The 15,334-nt window shown below is 67.6% G+C and carries 10 protein-coding genes and 2 rRNA genes; 8 read left to right on the top strand and 4 right to left on the bottom strand.

The window, feature by feature from the left end; all coding sequences use genetic code 11:
• Positions 1-80: 80 nt before the first annotated feature.
• Positions 81-983 carry an oxidoreductase gene (locus OG852_RS25450; protein ID WP_330349038.1) on the bottom strand — a complete coding sequence of 301 codons (903 nt, stop codon included), beginning with the start codon at positions 981-983 and terminating at the stop codon, positions 81-83.
• A gap of 107 nt (positions 984-1,090) precedes the next feature.
• On the opposite strand from OG852_RS25450, the gene OG852_RS25445 reads away from it, so the two are divergent.
• The 8 genes from OG852_RS25445 to OG852_RS25410 all read left to right on the top strand — a co-directional run bounded on the left by OG852_RS25445 (position 1,091) and on the right by OG852_RS25410 (position 11,118).
• On the top strand, positions 1,091-1,714 hold the full coding sequence (locus OG852_RS25445; RefSeq protein ID WP_330349037.1) for a TetR/AcrR family transcriptional regulator: 624 nt from the start codon (positions 1,091-1,093) through the stop codon (positions 1,712-1,714).
• A gap of 263 nt (positions 1,715-1,977) precedes the next feature.
• Positions 1,978-3,306 (top strand): S53 family peptidase, encoded by a 1,329-nt coding sequence (locus tag OG852_RS25440; protein ID WP_330349036.1) that lies wholly within the window; start codon positions 1,978-1,980, stop codon positions 3,304-3,306.
• A gap of 395 nt (positions 3,307-3,701) precedes the next feature.
• Complete coding sequence (locus OG852_RS25435) at positions 3,702-4,010, top strand: hypothetical protein (protein WP_014673544.1); 309 nt, start codon at positions 3,702-3,704, stop codon at positions 4,008-4,010.
• Between the two features lie 166 nt (positions 4,011-4,176).
• Positions 4,177-4,995, top strand: coding sequence for a hypothetical protein (locus tag OG852_RS25430; protein ID WP_330349035.1), 819 nt, complete (start codon positions 4,177-4,179; stop codon positions 4,993-4,995).
• Entirely contained in the window at positions 4,985-6,340 is a 1,356-nt protein-coding gene (locus tag OG852_RS25425; RefSeq protein ID WP_330349034.1) for a hypothetical protein, read from the top strand. Before OG852_RS25430 ends, OG852_RS25425 begins: the two co-directional genes overlap by 11 nt.
• The gene (locus OG852_RS25420) at positions 6,337-7,896 is read left to right on the top strand and encodes an SCO6880 family protein (RefSeq protein ID WP_133911859.1); all 1,560 of its coding nucleotides are present in this window, start codon (positions 6,337-6,339) and stop codon (positions 7,894-7,896) included. Before OG852_RS25425 ends, OG852_RS25420 begins: the two co-directional genes overlap by 4 nt.
• Positions 7,897-7,905: 9 nt before the next feature.
• On the top strand, positions 7,906-9,333 hold the full coding sequence (locus OG852_RS25415) for an ATP-binding protein (protein WP_133911858.1): 1,428 nt from the start codon (positions 7,906-7,908) through the stop codon (positions 9,331-9,333).
• A gap of 15 nt (positions 9,334-9,348) precedes the next feature.
• Positions 9,349-11,118 carry a type IV secretory system conjugative DNA transfer family protein gene (locus OG852_RS25410; protein ID WP_330349033.1) on the top strand — a complete coding sequence of 590 codons (1,770 nt, stop codon included), beginning with the start codon at positions 9,349-9,351 and terminating at the stop codon, positions 11,116-11,118.
• Positions 11,119-11,125: 7 nt separating this feature from the next.
• Here OG852_RS25410 and OG852_RS25405 read toward each other — a convergent pair whose 3' ends face one another.
• The 3 genes from OG852_RS25405 to OG852_RS25395 form a co-directional block, all read right to left on the bottom strand.
• Complete coding sequence (locus OG852_RS25405) at positions 11,126-11,686, bottom strand: GNAT family N-acetyltransferase (RefSeq protein ID WP_133911856.1); 561 nt, start codon at positions 11,684-11,686, stop codon at positions 11,126-11,128.
• A 63-nt stretch (positions 11,687-11,749) separates the two neighbouring features.
• Positions 11,750-11,866, bottom strand: a 5S ribosomal RNA gene (rrf, locus tag OG852_RS25400).
• An 85-nt stretch (positions 11,867-11,951) separates the two neighbouring features.
• Positions 11,952-15,072: ribosomal RNA gene (locus OG852_RS25395) — 23S ribosomal RNA — on the bottom strand.
• Between the last annotated feature and the right edge of the window lie 262 nt (positions 15,073-15,334).

The following is a 15,334-nucleotide window of genomic DNA, read 5'->3' as shown; positions in this document are numbered from 1 at the left end:
CCGCCCCACCCGGCGCCCGCCGAGCCCGAGCCCTGTCCCGACCCGAGGCCCGGCACCCGCCCCGCACCGAGCCCCGACGCTCACCCCACCCCGACCCCCGACCGCACGCCCGTCAGCTCCTCCGACAGCGTCCACAGCCGGCGCGCCGCCTCCGCGTCGCTCGCCGCCGCCGACCGCCCCACCAGCGTGGGCGCGCCGCGCATCTCGCCCAGCCCGTCCGGTCCGACATAGCTGGCGCCGGGCAGGTCCTGGGTGGCGGCGTACAGGGTGGGCAGGGCGCCCGCCCGGTCGTCCTGGGCGAATACGGCGTTGCCGACGCGCATGAAGACCCGGGCGAGCGGACTGGCGGCGTGGCTCTGCAGGTTGGTCGCCGAGTACCCGGGGTGCGCCGCCAGGGCGCGCACGGACGAGCCGGACGCGGTGAGCCGGCGCTGCAGCTCCAGCGTGAACAGCAGGTTCGCCAGCTTGGACTGGGCGTAGGCGCGCTGCGGGGTGTAGCCCGTCGTGAGGTTCGTGTCGTCGAAGTGGATCACCGCGCCGCCCCATCGGTGCGCCCCCGAGGAGACGGTGACGACCCGGTCGGTGACGGACGGCAGCAGCAGGTTCGTCAGGGCGAAGTGGCCCAGATGGTTCGTGCCGAACTGCCGCTCGAAGCCGTCCACGGTCGATTCCCGGGGCAGCATCATCACCCCGGCGTTGTTGATCAGCGTGTGCACCGGCGCCCCGGCCCACTCCGCCGCGAACGCCCGCACGGACGCCAGGTCGGCGAGGTCGAGCCGCCGCACCTCGGTACTGCCGGCCACGCGGGCCGCGGCGGCCCGCCCGCGCTCCGGGTCCCGCACGGCGAGGACGACATGCACCCCCGCCCGCGCCAGCGCGTCGGCCGCGGTGAACCCGATACCGCTGTTGGCACCCGTGACGATCACCGTGCGGCCGGTGAGGTCGGGCAGGTCCGCAGAACTCCAGGTCTTCTTCTCAGCCATACCGTCAATGTAGGCGCCGCCAACAATGCTGTCAATGACAACAAAGATGGCGACGCCAACAAAGCTGACACCGACAACAATGTCGACACCGTCAACACCGGGATACGATGGTCCGCATGCCGTCGTCGTCCACCCAGAGCCGCCCCTACCACCACGGCGACCTCCGCTCCGCCCTCCTCGCCACCGCCGAACGCACCCTGCGCGACAAGGGCGCCGCCGCCCTCTCCCTGCGGGAACTGGCCCGCGAGATCGGCGTGAGCCATGCCGCGCCCGGCCGGCACTTCAAGGACAAGCAGTCCCTGCTGGACGCCCTCGCGCTCGCCGGCTTCGGCCGGATGGCCGAGACCCTGGAGGCCGCCGACGACCCGGCCCTCCCGCTGGAACCCCGGCTCACCGCGCTCGCCCGCGCCTACCTCGGCTTCGCCCTCGACAACGCCGCCCTGCTGGAGCTGATGTACGCCCGCAAGCACGCCCCCGACACCACGGACGTCGCGAGCGACATGGCCGCCGCCATGGACCGTACGGTCGGGACACTGGAGCGGCTGATCGCCGACGGACAGCGGCGCGGCGAGATCGTCGAGGGCGACCCGGCCGCACTGACGCTGTTCCTGGGCGCCACCCTGCACGGCTACGCCTCGTTCGCGGCGAACGAGATGCTCACCCGGGAGTCGGTCCTCGCGGACACCGCCGACCTGGTCCACCGCACCCTGCACGGCCTGATCCGCCACTGACGGACCGGCACACCCCCTGTGTCCCGCCTGTGAGCGGAGTCAAGCTCCGGCCACCCCCCGCCCATCCGCCGACCATCCGCGGGCAATCCCCCCACCCGCCCGAGTAAGGCGGAAGTCAGAACTCCGCAACCTTCTTGTTGTCGCGTACTCAACAAGCGCACAGTCGTCGCGGGCCGCCGCCCGCCGCCGGGGACCACGCACCGGCGGCAACGCATCACCCCCCACCCGCACCGCCCCTGTCACCCACATTCAGGAGCTGTCCGTTGCGTACGACGACTTCCCCCAACCCCCCTGCCGCCCCCGGCAGATGGCGCCGCGTCGGCACCGCCGCCCTCGGCACCGCGGCCCTCGTGCTCGCCGGCCTCGGCACCGCGGCCCACGCGAGCGCCACCCCCACCCCCACGACCGCGAAGGTCACCTGGACGGCCACCCCCTGCGCCACCCCCCGGCACCAGGGCGAACTCGCCTGCGACTCCTACCGCGTCACCGGCGGCACCACCGCCTTCCAGAAGGCGCGCGCCAAGGAGACCGGCGCCCCCGCGAAGGTCACCCCCAAGGCCGCCGCCGCAGCCCCCACCGGCTACGGCCCCTCCGACCTCCAGGACGCCTACGGCCTGACCGGTGCCGCCTCCGCCAACGGCGACGGCGAGACCATCGCGATCGTCGACGCGTACGACGACCCGAACGCCGAGGCCGACCTCGCGAAGTACCGCTCCTACTACGGCCTCTCCGCCTGCACCACCGCCAACGGCTGCTTCAAGAAGGTCAGCCAGACCGGCTCCACCACCTCACTCCCCTCCGCCGACAGCGGCTGGGCCGAGGAGATCTCCCTCGACCTCGACATGGCGAGCGCGGTCTGCCCCAACTGCAACATCACGCTCGTCGAGGCCAAGTCCGCCACCATGGCCAACCTCGGCACCGCCGTGAACCGCGCCGTCACCCTCGGCGCGAAGTACGTCTCCAACAGCTACGGCGGCTCCGAGTCCTCCTCGGACACCGGCTACGACTCCTCCTACTTCAACCACGCGGGCGTCGCCATCACCGTCAGCGCCGGCGACGAGGGCTACGGCGCCGAATACCCGGCCGCGTCCAAGTACGTGACCTCGGTGGGCGGCACCGCCCTGTCGTCCTCCTCCACCACCCGCGGCTGGACCGAGAAGGTCTGGAACACGTCGAGCACCGAGGGCACCGGCTCCGGCTGCTCCTCCTACGACGCCAAGCCCAGCTGGCAGACCGACACCGGCTGCTCCAAGCGCACCATCTCCGACGTCTCGGCCGTCGCCGACCCCGCCACCGGCGTCTCCGTCTACGACTCCTACGGCGTCACCGCCGGCTGGTACACCTTCGGCGGCACCAGCGCCTCCGCGCCGATCATCGCCGCGGTCTACGCCCTCGCCGGCACCCCCGGCAGCGGCGACTACCCCGCGTCGTACCCCTACGCCCACCTCGGCACCTCGTCCCTCAACGACGTCACCAGCGGCAGCAACGGCACCTGCTCCTCCAGCGCCGCCTACCTGTGCACCGCCAAGTCGGGCTACGACGGCCCCACCGGCGTGGGCACCCCGGAGGGCATCGACGCCTTCACCGGCTGACATCCCCTCACCACCCCGCAAGGCAGCCGCAGTGGACCGTGGGGGCCACCGTGGCAAGGGCGAACGGGCCGCGGCATCCAGCCGCGGCCCGTTCGCCATGCGTTCAAGCCGGACATGAGAACATCGAAACGTACACTCACCCGACCAGCCGTCAGAAACGGCACACAGCCGTGAAGTGGGTCAACGACGGAACCACACCCAGGTTCCGCTCCGGCCTCATTGCCCGGCGTGACCTGCCGTGATACACAGAGTGACCGTACCAACCATTCATACGAATCCCACCCGGCAATGACGCCAAGTCGACATACGACGGCGGCATCGTCGGCGACAATGAGTTCTGACCTCTGCACTCCGCAGGGGGCACGCGGAACTACCCACCAGGGGCGGTGACTTACATGCTGTTCGCGGCCGACAAGGGCGACATCAACACCATCATCGGCGGAATCGCTCCGGACTGGGGGCCCTTCGGCAGCCTGGGCAACGAGGCGAAGGTGATGATCGAGGTCGTGATGGCGGTCGCCATCCTCCTCTGCCTCGGCATCGCCGTCTGGGGTGCGGCCAAACAGCGCATCGGCGCCACGGCCCTGAGGGACACCTTCAGTGCGGAACAGGGCAAGGGCCTCATCATCGCCGGACTCACGGGCGTCTTCATCATCGGCTCCCTCGGCACACTGTTCACGATCGTGTACGGCATGGCCGTATAGCCGCCCGTCCCGGCGGTGCCCCTCCTCCCCACCCACCCGTCGTGCCCACCGGCTGAGGTTGCGTTTCCCTGATGTCGAGTCACCACACCGCGCCCGCGCGGGAACCAGCACGGCTACCGTCGTACTTCTACGCATTTCAGTACGGCAACGAGGGGGCGAACGCGGCATGACTCCCGGCGACGACCACGACTACGGCGAGCCCGCGGGCACCCGCGTCCGCCTGCCCGAGGCCGACCCCTACGGCGGCGCCCGCCGCCCCGCCCGCTCCTCCTCCCGCAGCCTGGTCACGGTGGTCGGCGTCGTCGTCCTCCTGATCGCGGCCATCGCCTTCGCGAACCGCGGCCACGACGACACCCCCTCCTCCGACACCACCGCCAACGGCAACAAACCGAAGACGACGTCCACCGCGGCTAGCGGGACGAAGCCGGTGGAGAGCAAGACGGCCGGGATCCCCTCGGGCTTCGCACACACCGAGCAGGGCGCCCAGTCGGCCGCGGCCAACTACGCGGTGGCGCTCGGCTCGACCGGCATGTTCCAGAAGGACACCAGACACACCCTCGTCGACACCCTCTACACCAAGGACTCCGCGGCCAAGCTGCAGAGCGCCATGGACCAGGCCTACTCGGCGGACTTCCTCGCCAAGATGGGCCTCGACGCGGACGGCAACGCCCCCAAGGGCAACACCTTCGTCTCCCGCGTGGTCCCCGTCGGAACGACGGTCCAGAACCACTCGGACACCACCGCCCGGGTCGCCGTCTGGTACCTCGGCCTCATCGGCATGTCCGGCACGGACTCGACCGACCCCGTCACCTCGTCGTGGAAGACCTGGACCTTCGACCTGAGCTGGGCCGACGACGACTGGAAGATCAGCACCGACAGCCAGAAGAACGGCCCCGCCCCGGTCCCCGGCGACGACACCGCCGCCACCTCCGACGAGATCAGCAAGGCCATCGAGGAGTACGGAGGGTTCACGTATGCCCGGTAACCCGCACCGCCTGCTCAGGCTCGCCGGAGTCGTGACGGCAGTCCAGACGAGCGCCGTCCTGCTGGCCACCCGCGCCGTCGCCGCCCCGTCGCCGAGCCCCTCACCGTCCCCGTCGGGATCGGCGTCCCCCTCGCCCAGCGGCTCCCTCGACTGCAGCCTCATCTCGGGCGAAGCCAAGAAATACTGCGAACGCGGCAACAACACCTCCGGCAGCACCGCCACCAACCCCGGCGTCTCCGACACCCTCGACCCCCTCTCCTCCCTCGCCAAGGGCTGTGCCGACGCCGCCTCCTGGACCGTCGACAAGCTCAGCGAAGCCGTGAAGGAGACCGCCAACGTCGACTTCACGAACACCAAGTTCCTCCAGCAGTACGCCGTCGTCTTCGCCGCCTCCACCGTCCTCACCCTCGTCCTGTGGCTCCTGGCCGTGGCCAAGCGAGCCGTCCGCGGCGTCCCCCTCACCACCGCCATCGGCGAAGCCGTGGGCTTCCTCTGGCTCACCGTCCTCGCCTCCGCCTTCACCCCCCTGATCCTCTACACCGTCGTCTCCGCCACCGACGGCATCACCGAAGTCCTCGCCAAAACCACCGGCGACCAGACCGACACCTTCTTCGGCACCTTCTCCGCCGCCCTCGCCAAGGGCGAGAACATCGGCGGCGGCCCGATCATGCTGATCGTGGTCTCCCTCGTCTCCATCCTCGCCGCCGGCGTCCTCTGGCTGGAGCTCGTCATCCGAGCCGCCCTGCTCTACGTCGGCGCCCTCCTCGGCACCGTCGTCTACGCCGGCCTCGTCGACAAGAACCTGTGGAGCCACGTCCGCCGCTGGGCCGGCATCATGATCGCCGTCATCCTGGTCAAACCGGTCATCGTGATCGTCCTCGGCCTCGCCGGCGCCCTCTCCTCCGACGACGGCCCCGACGCCTTCTCCGCCGTCGTCTCCGGCCTCGCCATCATCCTGCTCGCCATCTTCGCCAGCGCGATGATCTACCGCTTCGTCCCCGGCTTCGGCGACGAGATCGCGAACTCCCGCAGCAACCGCATCATGCAGGGCGCCGAAGGCAAGGCCGCCGCCGTCATCAGCTCCCCCGCGACCCTCGTCGCCCAGGGCATCAAGACCCACAGCACCCGCGCCGACAACAACGGCGGCGGAGCAGGCCAGTCCTCCTCCGGCCCCCGCCCCTCCAACCCCGCCTCCGGCGGCGTCGCCGCGCACAGCTCGCGCCCCTCGAACGGAGGCGGCGGATCTGTCCCCTCCGCCGCACCCGCACCCCGCCCGAGCAGCGCGGTGAACACCCCGCACGCCGGCAACACCCGCAACAACCGCACAGGAGGTGAAGGGCGTTGACGACCGAGTCCCACCTGTCCCACCTGGTCACGCCCCGCCGCACATATCTCATCGGCCGCGCCCGACCGAACGCCATCGTCGGCCGCAACCGTGAGACCGGCGAGATCGCGCTCATCGTCGTCGGCGCCTTCCTCGGCATGATGTGCGGACTCCTCGTCCCCCTCCTCCCCCTGCGCATCGTGCTGCTCGCCGGCTTCCCGATGATCGCCCTCGCCGCGGTCTACGTGCCGTACAAGCACCGCACGTTCTACAAGTGGTTCGAGATCAACCGCAGCTACAAGCGCACCCTCCGCCAGGGCACCACGTACCGCTCCGGCGCCATGGAGGCCGGCACCCGCATCGACGGCCAGGAGGTCGAGGTCGGCCCGCCCCCGGGCATCGGCCGCATCAGCTGGCTGGCCGCCCCCTTCGGCCCCGACGAGATCGCCGTACTGCTCCACGCGGACCGCCGTACCGTCACCGCCGCCATCGAGATCGAGGGCCCCGGCGTCGGCCTGCGCGACAGCGAGGACCAGGAGGCCCTCGTCGACCGCTTCGGCACCCTCCTCAAGCACGTCGCCAACGGAGACGGCTTCGTCACCCGCCTGCAGATGCTTGCCCGCACCCTCCCCGCCGACCCCGACGCCCACGCCAAGGACGTCGCCCAGCGCGGCGACGAGAAGGCCCCCGGCTGGCTCGCCCAGTCCTACGACCAGCTCCAGTCCATGGTGTCCACCAGCAGCGAGCAGCACCGCGCCTACCTCGTCGCCTGTATGCACTACACCCGTGAGCTGGCCGCCGAGGCCCACGCCATGGCCCGCGCCGCCCGCCCCACCTCCGGCCGCAAGCTGGACCGCGACGCCGGCCTCGCCGTCGTCATGGCCCGCGAGCTCACCGACATCTGCTCCCGCCTCCAGGAAGCGGACATCCGCGTCCGCCAGCCCCTCGGCCAGGGCCGGCTGTCCTCCCTGATCCACTCCATGTACGACCCGGACCACCCCATCGACCACATCCAGGCGATGACCCGCCGCAACGCCTGGCCGGCCGAGCTCGACGCCATGGAGCCCACGTTCCTCCAGGCCAAGACCCGCGAGTCGACCACCCGCGCCCCCTGGTGCCACGCCACCGCCTGGGTGAAGGAGTGGCCGATGACCCCCGTGGGCGTCAACTTCCTGGCCCCCCTCCTCGTCCACACCCCGGACGTCATCCGCACCGTCGCCGTCACGATGGACCTCGAACCCACCGAGGTCGCCATCGAACGCATGCTCACCGAGAAGACCAACGACGAGGCGGAGGCGAGCCGCGCCGCCAAGATGAACCGCACCGTCGACCCCCGCGACGTCGCCGCCCACTCCCGCCTCGACCAGCGGGGCGAGGACCTGGCGTCCGGCGCCGCCGGCGTCAACCTGGTCGGCTACATCACCGTCTCCTCCCGGACCCCCGAGGCCCTCGCCCGCGACAAGCGCACGATAAGGGCGTCCGCGGGCAAGTCGTACCTGAAGCTGGAGTGGTGCGACCGCGAGCACCACCGCGCGTTCGTGAACACACTCCCGTTCGCCACCGGCATCCGAAGGTAGGGGCATCACATGCGGGACCCGCTGTCCGTCCTCACCGACGCCTTCACGTCCTTCCTCTTCGGCAAGGTCGAGACCACCCGCCTGCCCGTCCGCACCTCCACCGGCCAGGCCCAGGCGGTCTACCTCCCGACCGCCGCCCCCGGCCTCGGCGACTCCGGCGTCATCATCGGCCGCGAGGTCTACTCCGGGAAGGGCTACATCTACGACCCCTTCCAGCTCTACGGCCAGCAGCTCCCCGCCCCGCACTGGCTGGTCCTCGGCGAGTCCGGCAACGGCAAGTCGGCGCTGGAGAAGACCTACGTCCTGCGCCAGCTCCGCTTCCGCGACCGTCAGGTCGTCGTCCTCGACGCCCAGGGCGAGGACGGCGTCGGCGAATGGAACCTCATCGCGCAGGCCCTCGGCATAACCCCCATCCGCCTGGACCCGATGGCCGCCCTGGACCACGGCATCCGCCTGAACCCCCTGGACCCGTCCATCACGACGACGGGCCAGCTCGCCCTGCTGCGCACGATCATCGAGGTGGCGATGGGCCACGGCCTGGACGAACGCTCCGGCTTCGCCCTCAAGGTCGCCCACGCCTACGTCAACGAGACGATCATCGAACGCCAGCCGGTCCTCTCCGACATCGTCGAACAGCTCCGCCACCCCGAACCGGAATCGGCGGAGGCGATGAACGTCGCCATAGACGACGTCCGCGCCTGGGGCCTGGACGTCGCCCTCGTCCTGGACCGCCTGGTCGACGGCGACCTGCGCGGCATGTTCGACGGCCCCACGACGGTCGGCATCGACCTCGACGCCCCCCTGATCGTCTTCGACCTCTCCCACATCGACCGCAACTCCATCGCCATGCCGATCCTCATGGCGATCGTCGGCGTCTGGCTGGAGCACACCTGGATCCGCCCCGACCGGAAGAAGCGCATCTTCCTGGTCGAGGAGGCCTGGCACATCATCAACAGCCCCTTCGTGGCCCAGCTGTTCCAGCGCCTGCTGAAGTTCGGCCGCCGCCTCGGTCTGTCCTTCGTGGCGGTGGTCCACCACCTGTCCGACGTGGTCGACGGAGCCGCCGCGAAGGAAGCGGCGGCGATCCTGAAAATGGCCTCCACCCGGACGATCTACGCCCAGAAGGCCGACGAGGCGAGGGCGACCGGCCGCGTCCTGGGCCTCCCCCGCTGGGCGGTGGAGATCATCCCCACCCTGACCCCCGGTATCGCCGTCTGGGACGTCAACGGCAACGTGCAGGTCGTCAAACACCTGGTCACCGAGACCGAACGCCCCCTGGTCTTCACCGACCGCGCGATGACGGAGTCCTCGGCAGACCACCTGGCCCCCGAGGACGCCCTGCACGCCGCCGAACTCGAACAGGAACGGCGAGCGGCGGCCTTCATGGAACAGCATCTGGCCGACTTGGACGACTCGTCCGAGTCGACGGTGGCCTAGCGGCAGGGGGTTGCCATGAGACCCGGCGAAGAGCGCGCCCCCGGCCGCGAAGGCGGCCAGGCGGGCGGCATCCCCGACGGCCTCCTGGTGGGCCTGCTCGCCTTCCTCCTGGGCATGACCCTGCTGGTGTGGACGGCCACCGGCCTGGCCGCCCTCTTCACCCACGGCTCCTGGCCCGCCGGCGTCACCTTCACCCGCACCCCCCTGGCGATGCGCCACCTCGTCGCCCAGCCCCACGACATCGCCGGCGCCTGGCCCGCCGCCCCCGCGACCTCCCTCTCCGGCTACGGCCTCTTCTGGGGTCTCTTCATCGGCCAGCTGATGATCCTCTTCGTCCTCACGGTGTTCGCCATAGGAACGGTGGCCCGCTGGCGCACGGTACGAGCCCGCCGAAGAGCAACCCCCAAGCCCAACCCCCAGCCGCACGAGGCCCCGATCCCCGGCACGGGAACACTCCCCCCGACGGCACCACCCCACCCGGCACCGCCTCACCCCCATCTCCCCCAGACAGAGCCGCCCGGCACGCACTCGTCCCACACGGACTCGCCCCACACGCACTCGCCCGGCACGGAGCCGCCTCGCGGGGAGCCACGCCACACAGGCTTGCCCGGCACGGAGCCGCCTCGCGGGGAGCCACGCCACACAGGCCTGCCCGGCACGGAGCAGCCTTACGGGGAGCCACGCCACACAGGCCTGCCCAGCACGGAGCAGCCTTACGGGGAGCCGCCCCGCACGGACGTGCCTCGCCCGGACCTGCCCCGCCCCGAGCCGCTTCCCTCCTCTCCGGGCCCACAGACGCCCTGGACGTCCGCTTCTCTGTTGCCGGGCGAACGGGTGGGTGGGTGGGAAAGCACCCGCGCCGAAGGCGCGGTCCTCTACGCCCCACCGGACACCCGAAAAGCCACCGCCACCCAAGCCCTCCGAGACGCCGAGGGCGCAGCCCTCGTCCTCACCTCCAACCCCACCCTCTGGCAGGACACCAAGGACGCCAGAGCCAAACTGGGCCCGGTCCACCTCTACGACCCCACCCACCTCTGCGACACCCCCGCCCGCCTCCACTGGTCCCCCACCACAGGCTGCGAGGACAAGGGAACGGCAGCCCACCGGGCAACCGCCCTCCTCTCCCCCGTACGCCCCACAGCCCGCCTCGACCAGGCCCTCGCCGACACCGCCGAAACCCTCCTCCGCAGCTACCTCCACGCCGCCGCCATCGACGGCCGCACCATCCGCCACGTCCACCGCTGGTCCCAGGGCACCGGCATCCAGGAAGCGGTCCGCACCCTCCGCACGAACCCGAAGGCCGCCCCGGGCTCCGCGGGCGAACTGGAAGCCGCCCTCACCGCCCACCCCGAACGCCGCGACATCGCCCAGGAACTCACCTCCCGAGCCCTCTCCGCGCTCTCCACGATCAACATCCGCGAGGCATGCACTCCCAACCGAACTGATGCCCTCGCCTTGGATTCCTTCGTGAATGAAGGGGGAACACTTTATGTGGTCGGCGAATCCCTCGAGGACCCCAGGACAAACCCAGGCGCCATGCCTCTCCTCACGGCCCTCGTCTCAAGCGTGGTCGAGCGCGGCCGGCGCATGGCCGTACGGTCATCCTCCGGTCGCCTCGACCCACCACTGACCCTGATCCTGGACGACATCGCCGCTGTGGCTCCTCTCCCCCAACTCCCGGATCTTCTGTCGACCGGTGCGGACCGCGGCCTGCCGACCCTGGCCCTGCTCCGCTCCCGCGAACAGGCCAGGGCCCGCTGGCCCCACCACGAACTACCGGTCTGACAAAGATCTACCCACGCTCACGCACGAACTCGAGCTCGACCTCCCCGGAGAAGTCCCCGAACCCCTCCCCTACGGGTACCTTCACCCCGCTCGGCACGAACCCCACCTTCCGATAGGCCCCCTGCGCCCGCAGATTGTCCTGGTGGACCAGCAGCCGCACGCGCTCCAGCCCAGCCTCCCAGGCCCACTCCACCCCGGCTTCGAACAGCTGCCGCGTCACGGCGCCCCCACGCCACTCGGGCCGCACATACACGGCCACCACATGCCCTTGCCGCCGCTCGACGGGCATCCCGGCCCAGTCGAGACTCCCGGCCTCCTCCACGAGCACAGTGACGGACCCGACCCACTCCCGTCCGTCCGCCTCGGCGACGAACTGCCGCGCCCCGCCGGCCGCTTCCCCTGCCCCGAGGGCCCGCTCCTGCCAGAAGGAGTCAGGCCGCGCCGCGGCATCCTCATACGTCTCGAGAAAAGCGATGCTCGCGGCGGAATCCTTGAGCGCCTCCAACCGCAACGCCTTTGCCTGGCGCCACTCTTCGGCTCGTATACCCCGCACCACAAAGTCATTCATACGAGCCACCCTAAACGCAGAAAACCCCCGCACCATACGGTGCGGGGGTCTCCCAGAATGATTGTTCGGCGGTGTCCTACTCTCCCACAGGGTCCCCCCTGCAGTACCATCGGCGCTGTAAGGCTTAGCTTCCGGGTTCGGAATGTAACCGGGCGTTTCCCTCACGCTATGACCACCGAAACACTATGAAACTGTCAGCCGCCCCGTATGTGGCCATACGGGGCCGTTCGTGGTTTCAGAACCAACACAGTGGACGCGAGCAACTGAGGACAAGCCCTCGGCCTATTAGTACCGGTCACCTCCACACATTACTGTGCTTCCAGATCCGGCCTATCAACCCAGTCGTCTACTGGGAGCCTTACCCCATCAAGTGGGTGGGAGTCCTCATCTCGAAGCAGGCTTCCCGCTTAGATGCTTTCAGCGGTTATCCCTCCCGAACGTAGCCAACCAGCCATGCCCTTGGCAGAACAACTGGCACACCAGAGGTTCGTCCGTCCCGGTCCTCTCGTACTAGGGACAGCCCTTCTCAAGACTCCTACGCGCACAGCGGATAGGGACCGAACTGTCTCACGACGTTCTAAACCCAGCTCGCGTACCGCTTTAATGGGCGAACAGCCCAACCCTTGGGACCGACTCCAGCCCCAGGATGCGACGAGCCGACATCGAGGTGCCAAACCATCCCGTCGATATGGACTCTTGGGGAAGATCAGCCTGTTATCCCCGGGGTACCTTTTATCCGTTGAGCGACGGCGCTTCCACAAGCCACCGCCGGATCACTAGTCCCGACTTTCGTCCCTGCTCGACCCGTCAGTCTCACAGTCAAGCTCCCTTGTGCACTTACACTCAACACCTGATTGCCAACCAGGCTGAGGGAACCTTTGGGCGCCTCCGTTACCCTTTAGGAGGCAACCGCCCCAGTTAAACTACCCATCAGACACTGTCCCTGATCCGGATCACGGACCCAGGTTAGACATCCAGCACGACCAGAGTGGTATTTCAACGACGACTCCACCTGAACTGGCGTCCAAGCTTCACAGTCTCCCACCTATCCTACACAAGCCGAACCGAACACCAATATCAAACTGTAGTAAAGGTCCCGGGGTCTTTCCGTCCTGCTGCGCGAAACGAGCATCTTTACTCGTAGTGCAATTTCACCGGGCCTATGGTTGAGACAGTCGAGAAGTCGTTACGCCATTCGTGCAGGTCGGAACTTACCCGACAAGGAATTTCGCTACCTTAGGATGGTTATAGTTACCACCGCCGTTTACTGGCGCTTAAGTTCTCAGCTTCGCCGAGACGAATCTCGACTAACCGGTCCCCTTAACGTTCCAGCACCGGGCAGGCGTCAGTCCGTATACATCGCCTTACGGCTTCGCACGGACCTGTGTTTTTAGTAAACAGTCGCTTCTCGCTGGTCTCTGCGGCCACCCCCAGCTCGGGAAGCAAGTCCCCTCACCAGGCGTGGCCCCCCTTCTCCCGAAGTTACGGGGGCATTTTGCCGAGTTCCTTAACCATAGTTCACCCGAACGCCTCGGTATTCTCTACCTGACCACCTGAGTCGGTTTAGGGTACGGGCCGCCATGAAACTCGCTAGAGGCTTTTCTCGACAGCATAGGATCATCCACTTCACCACAATCGGCTCGGCATCAGGTCTCAGCCTCATGTGCGACGGATTTACCTACCGCACGGCCTACACCCTTACCCCGGGACAACCACCGCCCGGGCTGGACTACCTTCCTGCGTCACCCCATCACTCACCTACTACAAGTCTGGTCCGTCGGCTCCACCACTCCCCTTTGCCCGAAGGCTCCGGGGCGGCTTCACGGACTTAGCATCGCCTGGTTCGATGTTTGACGCTTCACAGCGGGTACCGGAATATCAACCGGTTATCCATCGACTACGCCTGTCGGCCTCGCCTTAGGTCCCGACTTACCCTGGGCAGATCAGCTTGACCCAGGAACCCTTAGTCAATCGGCGCACACGTTTCTCACGTGTGAATCGCTACTCATGCCTGCATTCTCACTCGTCAACCGTCCACAACTACCTTCCGGTGCTGCTTCACCCGGCAGACGACGCTCCCCTACCCATCACAGCACCCGTTGGGGCTATAAGCTGCAATGACACGACTTCGGCGGTACGCTTGAGCCCCGCTACATTGTCGGCGCGGAATCACTAGACCAGTGAGCTATTACGCACTCTTTCAAGGGTGGCTGCTTCTAAGCCAACCTCCTGGTTGTCTCTGCGACTCCACATCCTTTCCCACTTAGCGTACGCTTAGGGGCCTTAGTCGATGCTCTGGGCTGTTTCCCTCTCGACCATGGAGCTTATCCCCCACAGTCTCACTGCCGTGCTCTCACTTACCGGCATTCGGAGTTTGGCTAAGGTCAGTAACCCGGTAGGGCCCATCGCCTATCCAGTGCTCTACCTCCGGCAAGAAACACACGACGCTGCACCTAAATGCATTTCGGGGAGAACCAGCTATCACGGAGTTTGATTGGCCTTTCACCCCTAACCACAGGTCATCCCCCAGGTTTTCAACCCTGGTGGGTTCGGTCCTCCACGAAGTCTTACCTCCGCTTCAACCTGCCCATGGCTAGATCACTCCGCTTCGGGTCTTGAGCGTGCTACTGAAACGCCCTATTCGGACTCGCTTTCGCTACGGCTACCCCACCCGGGTTAACCTCGCAACACACCGCAAACTCGCAGGCTCATTCTTCAAAAGGCACGCAGTCACGAGAACAAGGCAAGCCTCGTTCCGACGCTCCCACGGCTTGTAGGCACACGGTTTCAGGTACTATTTCACTCCCCTCCCGGGGTACTTTTCACCATTCCCTCACGGTACTATCCGCTATCGGTCACCAGGGAATATTTAGGCTTAGCGGGTGGTCCCGCCAGATTCACACGGGATTTCTCGGGCCCCGTGCTACTTGGGTGTTTCTCAAGCGAGCCGTACAGATTTCAGCTACGGGGGTCTTACCCTCTACGCCGGACCTTTCGCATGTCCTTCGCCTATCCATACGGTTTCTGACTCGCCGACCAGCCGGCAGACTGATCAAGAGAAATCCCACAACCCCGTATGCGCAACCCCTGCCGGGTCTCACACGCATACGGTTTGGCCTCATCCGGTTTCGCTCGCCACTACTCCCGGAATCACGGTTGTTTTCTCTTCCTGAGGGTACTGAGATGTTTCACTTCCCCTCGTTCCCTCCACACTGCCTATGTGTTCAGCAGCGGGTGACAGCCCATGACGACTGCCGGGTTTCCCCATTCGGAAACCCCCGGATCAAAGTCTGGTTGACGACTCCCCGGGGACTATCGTGGCCTCCCACGTCCTTCATCGGTTCCTGGTGCCAAGGCATCCACCGTGCGCCCTTAAAAACTTGGCCACAGATGCTCGCGTCCACTGTGCAGTTCTCAAACAACGACCAGCCACCCATCACCCCCAACCCAAAGGCCGGAGTTCACTGGGGCCGGCATCCGAGGGTTCATTCCCTCAGACACCCAACAGCGTGCCCGACCCGATCCCGTCCGGAGATCATGCTTTCCACGCTCCTAAGAGCAGTACTGACAGCCTCCGACCCGTGAACCCGGCCGAATAATCAACGTTCCACCCATGAGCAACCAGCATCAGACGTTCGCTGATGTACT

This window comes from Streptomyces sp. NBC_00582, from assembly GCF_036345155.1.
Classification (GTDB): Bacteria; Actinomycetota; Actinomycetes; order Streptomycetales; family Streptomycetaceae; genus Streptomyces.
Note: the sequence above shows the minus strand (reverse complement) of the source record. Positions and strands in the feature narration are given on the sequence as shown.

What these genes read in the sequence shown, in the direction of transcription:
- OG852_RS25450 (WP_330349038.1), bottom strand. Translation starts at nt 983, where the DNA reads ATGGCTGAGAAGAAGACCTGGAGTTCTGCGGACCTGCCCGACCTCACC.
- OG852_RS25445 (WP_330349037.1), top strand. Translation starts at nt 1,091, where the DNA reads ATGGTCCGCATGCCGTCGTCGTCCACCCAGAGCCGCCCCTACCACCAC.
- OG852_RS25435 (WP_014673544.1), top strand. Translation starts at nt 3,702, where the DNA reads ATGCTGTTCGCGGCCGACAAGGGCGACATCAACACCATCATCGGCGGA.
- OG852_RS25430 (WP_330349035.1), top strand. Translation starts at nt 4,177, where the DNA reads ATGACTCCCGGCGACGACCACGACTACGGCGAGCCCGCGGGCACCCGC.
- OG852_RS25425 (WP_330349034.1), top strand. Translation starts at nt 4,985, where the DNA reads ATGCCCGGTAACCCGCACCGCCTGCTCAGGCTCGCCGGAGTCGTGACG.
- OG852_RS25415 (WP_133911858.1), top strand. Translation starts at nt 7,906, where the DNA reads ATGCGGGACCCGCTGTCCGTCCTCACCGACGCCTTCACGTCCTTCCTC.
- OG852_RS25410 (WP_330349033.1), top strand. Translation starts at nt 9,349, where the DNA reads ATGAGACCCGGCGAAGAGCGCGCCCCCGGCCGCGAAGGCGGCCAGGCG.
- OG852_RS25405 (WP_133911856.1), bottom strand. Translation starts at nt 11,686, where the DNA reads ATGAATGACTTTGTGGTGCGGGGTATACGAGCCGAAGAGTGGCGCCAG.